This window comes from bacterium (assembly GCA_030654305.1).
GTDB lineage: Bacteria > Krumholzibacteriota > Krumholzibacteriia > LZORAL124-64-63 > LZORAL124-64-63 > PNOJ01.
Map to the genome: position 1 here is coordinate 1 of JAURXS010000233.1, position 5,929 is coordinate 5,929.

Below are 5,929 nucleotides of genomic sequence, written 5' to 3' on the forward strand. Positions count from 1 at the left end.
TGGATGTGGTATTGGTAGGCGCGCGGCAGGAATTCCAGGCGCACGAGCCCTTCGTCGCCGGCGACTGCCAGCAAGGGATCCAGGACGGTCCGCAACAAGGCGTAACGCAGCATGGTCCACCCGCCGTCGGTGATCCCGGCCGCGGCTCGGGACCGCGGCCGGCGTCGGCGCGGATCATAGCAGACCCGCGACCGGCGGGGAAGGGGTCGCCGCTTGAAACTGCTGTCCTGGCACGACGTTGGCACCCATCCCGCCTGGCGGTCCGGCGACGTGGCCGACCTGCGGCCGGCGGCGGCCCATCGCGCCGGCCACCCGCGCGGGGCGGTGTCGTTGCCGGTCGCGGCCGCGGCCCGGCCCGACGGGACGGACCTCGCCGCGGACTTCGCCGCCGCGTTGCCCGCCGCGCTGTTGCCCCCACGCCACCTGCCGCTGCTGCTGGTCGGCGACGAGCCCGGTCTCGTCGCCGCGGCGGTGCGCTGGCTGCACGATCGCGGCCGCGAGCAGGTCGACGGGGCGGTGCTGCACGGACGGGACGCGCCGCCGGGCGAGTGGGAAGTCGGAGCGGGCGAGCGCGTCCTCTGGCGACCGAACGCCTTCCTGGCCGCCCACGCCGACCTGCTGCCCGGACCCGACGCGGGGCCGGCGATCGATTTCGGCTGCGGCGGCGGCCGCGAAGCGGTGTGGCTCGCGGGGCGGGGCCACGAGGTGACGGCCGTGGATCATCTGCCGGACGCGCTCGCCCTCTGCGAGCGGCTCGCCCATGGACGGGGCATCGCGGTGCGCACGCTGTGCCGGGACCTGACCGCCGCCGGCGCCGCGCCCGCCGGGCCGTGGGCGCTGGCGCTCGCGCTGCGCTTCCTGCACCGCCCCCTGCTGACGTCGCTGCCGGAGCTGCTGGCGCCCGGGGGCGTGGCGGTGGTGCGGACCTTCCGCTTCGCGCCCGACGCCGCGCGGCTGCCGAACCGGCGCTATTGCCTGGAGGCGGGGGAGCTCCTCGAGCTCTTCCCCGCCTCCCGGTTCGACATCCTGGCGCATGTGGAGGACCGCGACCCAGACGGCCGGCCCGCGGCGGGCGTGGTCGCCCGCCTGCGGGTCACTCGAGGTAGCTGACGTAGGCCGGGTTGTACATGGCGTCCTTCATGGCCTGCAGCAGGTCGTCGGGACGCGGCTTCAGCGCGAGGCCCTCGTCGTAGGCGACCTCGGCGACCGCGGCCGCGATGTGCGCCGACACCTTGCGGATCTGCTGCAGCGGCGGGTACAGGCAGCCGGTGGCCAGGTCGGCCTCGGTCACCTGCTCGGCCAGCGCGTGGGCCGCCCGCGAGAACATCTCGTCGGTGATCCGCGTCGCCTCGCAGACGATCGCGCCCAGGCCGACGCCGGGGAAGATGTAGGCGTTGTTGCCCTGGCCCGACACGTGGCGCTTGCCGTTCAGCTCCACCGGGTCGAAGGGGCTGCCGCTGGCGAACAGGGCGCGCCCTTCCGTCCATCCGTAGCACTGCTCGGCCGTGCACTCGGCCTTCGAGGTCGGGTTGGACAGCGCGAAGATCACCGGCCGCTTGTTGATGCGGGCCATCGCCTCGACCAGCGGCTTGGTGAAGGTCTGCGGCGTGCCCGAGACGCCGATCAGGCAGGTGGGCTCCAGCTTGTCCACGGCCTCGGCGAGGCTGCCGATGAACGGGTGGTCGTGGGCGAAGGGCTTCTTGTGCTCCGCCAGGTCGGTGCGCGTCTTGCACACCAGGCCGGTGGAGTCCACGTACCAGATCCGCTCCATCGCCGCCTGGCGTGCCATGCCGTCGGCGACCATCGCCGAGACGATCAGCTCGCCGATGCCGATGCCGGCCTCGCCCGCGCCGAAGAACAGGATCTTCTGCTGCGACAGCGGCACGCCGGTGACCCGCACCGACGAAAACAGGCCGGCCAGGGCCACCGAGGCCGTGCCCTGGATGTCGTCGTTGAAGCTGCAGACGCGGTCGCGGTACTTGGCGAGCAGGCGGAATGCGTTGCGGTTGGCGAAGTCCTCGAACTGGATGATCGCCTTGGGGTAGACCTTCTGCACGGCGACCACGAACTCCTCGATGAACTCGTCGTAGGCGGGGCCGCGCAGGCGCTTGTGGGGCATGCCGATGTACAGGGGGTCGTTGAGCAGGGTCTCGCGGTCGGTGCCCACGTCCAGCGTGATGGGGAGCGTGTGCTCCGGGTGCACGCCCGCGCAGGCCGTGTAGAGCGTCAGCTTGCCGACCGGGATGCCCATGCCGTTGGCGCCCTGGTCGCCCAGGCCGAGGATGCGTTCGCCGTCGGTGACGACGATGATGCGCACGTCCTCCTCGGGCCAGTTCCAGATGATGTCCTCGATGCGGCCGCGGTCCTCGGCCGTGATGAACAGGCCGCGCGGCTTGCGGAAGATGTGGCCGTACTCGACGCAGGCCTGGCCGACGGTCGGCGTGTAGACGATGGGCATCATCTCGTCGAGGTTGTTCAGGATCACCTGGAAGAACAGGGCCTCGTTGCGCGACTGCAGGCCGATCAGGAAGATGTACTTGGCCAGGTCCGTCGGCTGCTTGCGGAAGTTCTCCAGGACCCGTTCGACCTGGTCCGCGATGGTGTGGACCCGCGGCGGCAGCAGGCCGCGCAGGCCGAGCGCGTCGCGCTCCTTGTCGGTGAAGGCGGAGCCCTTGTTCAGGGCGGGGTCATGCAGCAGTTCCATGCGCGTGGGGAAACCGGAGGCGTGGGAGTGCTTCTTGCGGAACATGGCCCCTGTCCTTAGCTGAGGGTGGACACGCTGTTAAGCAATTCACATCGATGTTAGACCGCGACCAGCGGAATCTCAAGGAAATGCGCCGAGATTTTCCGCCGACTCCCGCCGCGGCGCCGGCAGGCCCGGATTGCAGATCCCCGGCGGGGGGGCTATCATCCGGCCGTCCCACCCCCCGACCACCGAGGTGATCCGCGTGCAGATCGGCATCCTGGGCTTCAAGTTCACCGGCAAGACCACCCTGTTCAACGCCGTCACCGGCGCCTCCCTGCCCACCGGCCAGGGGGGTGTGGAGCCCCACCTCGCCGTCGGCAGGATCCCCGACCCGCGCCTCGAGAAACTGACCGCCATGTTCAATCCGAAGCGCGAAGTCCACGCCACGGTGGAATGGGTCGACGTGCCCGGCTTCGAGCCCTCGGGCGCCGCCGGTCCGGGCGAGGGCACGCGGTTCCTGGAGCACGCGCGGCGGGTCGACGCCCTGGCGCAGGTCGTGCGCTGCTTCGACAACGACATCGAGACGCCGGACCCCCGGTCGGAGATCGAGTCGCTGGCCCTGGAACTGGTCCTGGCCGACCTGCAGGTCGTCGAGAACCGGATCGACAAGCTGGCCAAGGAGAAGCAGCGCAAGGGCAAGAACGACCAGCCGCTGGAGCCGCCGCTGATGGAGCGCTTCCAGGCGACGCTGAGCGACGGCAAGCCCCTGCGCGATCTCGAACTGAACGCCGACGAGCGCAAGCTGACCAGCGGCTTCTCCCTGCTCACGCTCAAGCCGCTGATCCTGGTGCTGAACGGCGACGAGGGCGGCGTGCCGCAGGACGTGCTCGCGGCCGCGTCGGCGACCGGGGCGGAGGTCGTCGACCTCTGCGCCAAGGTCGAGGCCGAACTGGCCGAGCTGTCGCCGCAGGAGCGCAGCGAGTTCCTCGCCGACCTGGGCATCGCCGAGCCCGCCGCCCACCGCATGGTGCGCTCGGCCTACCGCGCCCTGGGCCTGCACAGCTTCTTCACCGTGGGCGAGGACGAGTGCCGCGCGTGGACGCTGCGTCGCGGCGCGCTGGCGCCGGAGGCGGCGGGCGTGATCCACTCCGACCTCGAGCGCGGTTTCATCCGCGCCGAGACCGTCGCCTACGAGGACCTCATCGCCGCCGGCGGCCTGGCCGAAGCCAAGAAGCTGAACAAGCTCCGCCTGGAGGGGAAGTCCTACGAGGTCCGCGACGGCGACGTGCTGAACATCCGCTTCAGCGTGTGACGCGGGGAGATCGATGATCCGCTCCGTCACCGGGAACCGCTGGGGACGGCTCGCGGCCGCGGCCGTGGCGCTGGTCGTGACCGCGGCGTGGTTCGCGGCGTGGCGCGACCTCGACCGCACCCCCCTGTCCCGCGTCCCGGTGCTCGACGAGGCGCACTACCTGCGCGAGGGGGCCGCCATCGCCGCTGGGCGCCTGGTTCCGGAGCGGCCGGCGGTCATGTCCCCCCTCTACCCCTACCTCGTGGCGGCGACCGGCGGCGGGCGCGTTCTGGACGCCCACCGCGTGCGGACCGGACCGCCGCCCTGGGGCCTGCGCGCGGCCCAGTTCGCGATGTGGTTGGGGACGGGCTGGCTGCTGCTGCGCGAGGGCCGGCGCCTGTTGCCGCCGGGGGTGTGCTGGCTCCCGGCGCTGCTGTGGCTGCTCTACCGGCCGGGGGCGGTGCTGGCCGGATCCGCCCTGATGGAGGTGCCGTTGACCTTCCTGGCCACGCTCGGCATGTCGCTCGCGATCGCGACGGGCGGGGCCGGCGCCGGTGCCCGCGGGTCCCGCCGCAGGTCCGCCGCGGCGGGCGTTTGCCTCGGGCTCGCCGCGTTGCTGCGCGGCACCGCCCTGCTGCTGCTCGTGCCGGCGCTGACGACGTGCGGGCGCGACGATCGTCGCGGCCGGCAGGCGGCGATCCTCGCCGCGGCGCTGCTGGCGATGTCGCCCTTCGTGCTGTCCAACTCCGCGCGGCTGGGCCGTCCGGCCGGGCCGAGCCTCAACGCCGGCATCAACCTCTACATCGGCAACGGCGGCGAGGCCAACGGGATGTACCAGTCCTTCCGGGGGCTGGACGTCGGGGAGGACCCGTCGGGGCGCCGCTTCCTGTCCGAGCGTCTCGGACGGGAACTGGCCGACGAGGGGGCCGCCGACCGCGCCTGGGCCGCCGAGGCGTGGCGCGCCGTGAAGGAGCGGCCCCTGCACGCGGCCGGACTGTGGCTGCGCAAGCTGCGCCTGCACCTGGTGGCGGCCGAGATCCCGCAGATTTCGCCCGATGTCGCCTGGGCGCGCGAGGCGCCCGTCCTGCGCCTGTTCTGGGTGCCCTACGGGCTGCTCGCGGCGGGCGGGCTGGCGGGCGCCGCCCTGGCGCTGCGCCGCGACCCGCGGCTGCGGCCGTGGGCGCTGGGCCTGCTGCTGATCGTCGTCGCGCAGAGCCCGTTCTTCGTCGTCTCGCGCTACCGGCTGGTGCTCGTGCCGGGCTTGGCCCTGCTGACCGGGGCCGCCGTCGCCTCCCTGCTGCGGCTCCGAGGGCGCTCCCTGGCCGCCGCCGGCGCCGTGGCCGTCGCGGTCGCGCTGGCGGTGCAGCCCTGGGGCCTGGGCGATGGGCTCGCGCGACTGGCCGCCGCCGGCGATCTGAACGAAGCTGTCCGCTGGTCGCGCCTCGCCGAGGCGAGCTGGGCTACCGCGGGGGAAGACGGCCCGGCCGGGCAGCAGGAGCGCCGCGCCGAGGACCTGTACCGCGCCGCGCTCACGCGCGATCCCGCCCACCCCGAGGCGTGGCGCGGCCTGGCCGCGTCGCTCTTACGGTCCGGCCGCGACGCGGAGGCCCTGGCCTGCCTGCGCGAGGGGATGGCGCGCGCCGCGCTGGCCGAGGACGTCCGCCGCGATTTCGCCGCGCTGGCCGTGCGCCAGGGCGACGCGGCGGCCGCGTTGCCCGTGCTGCTGGACCTGCTGCGCGGGGCGCCCGCGGATCCCGACCTGCTGCACCAGGCCGTCATCGCCTCGTCGCGGACCGGTCGCGCCGACGAGGCCGAGGCGCTCGCCGGCCGCCTGACGGAGGTCGCGCCCGATGATCCCCGCGGCTGGCTGGATCTGGGCGTGGTCCTGGCCCGTGCGCATCGCTACCCGGAGGCGCGAGCGATCTTCGATGCGGGCCGGCGCCGACTGCCCG

At 73.3% G+C, this 5,929-nt stretch carries 4 protein-coding genes; 3 read left to right on the forward strand and 1 reads right to left on the reverse strand.

Features of this window, described 5'->3' with window-relative positions; genetic code table 11:
* Positions 1–213: 213 nt before the first annotated feature.
* Positions 214–1,110, forward strand: coding sequence for a methyltransferase domain-containing protein (locus Q7W29_06505; GenBank protein ID MDO9171466.1), 897 nt, complete (start codon positions 214–216; stop codon positions 1,108–1,110).
* Here Q7W29_06505 and Q7W29_06510 read toward each other — a convergent pair.
* The gene (locus Q7W29_06510) at positions 1,094–2,749 is read right to left on the reverse strand and encodes an NAD-dependent malic enzyme (GenBank protein MDO9171467.1); all 1,656 of its coding nucleotides are present in this window, start codon (positions 2,747–2,749) and stop codon (positions 1,094–1,096) included. The genes Q7W29_06505 and Q7W29_06510 overlap by 17 nt on opposite strands.
* A 199-nt stretch (positions 2,750–2,948) precedes the next feature.
* Between Q7W29_06510 and ychF the strand changes: the two genes are divergently transcribed.
* A complete protein-coding gene (gene ychF, locus Q7W29_06515; protein MDO9171468.1) occupies positions 2,949–3,998 on the forward strand; it encodes a redox-regulated ATPase YchF in 1,050 nt (349 codons plus the stop codon).
* A 13-nt stretch (positions 3,999–4,011) separates the two neighbouring features.
* A partial coding sequence (locus tag Q7W29_06520) for a tetratricopeptide repeat protein (protein ID MDO9171469.1) occupies positions 4,012–5,929 on the forward strand: 1,918 nt, incomplete at its 3' end.

What these genes read in the sequence shown, in the direction of transcription:
- Q7W29_06510 (MDO9171467.1), bottom strand. Translation starts at nt 2,749, where the DNA reads ATGTTCCGCAAGAAGCACTCCCACGCCTCCGGTTTCCCCACGCGCATG.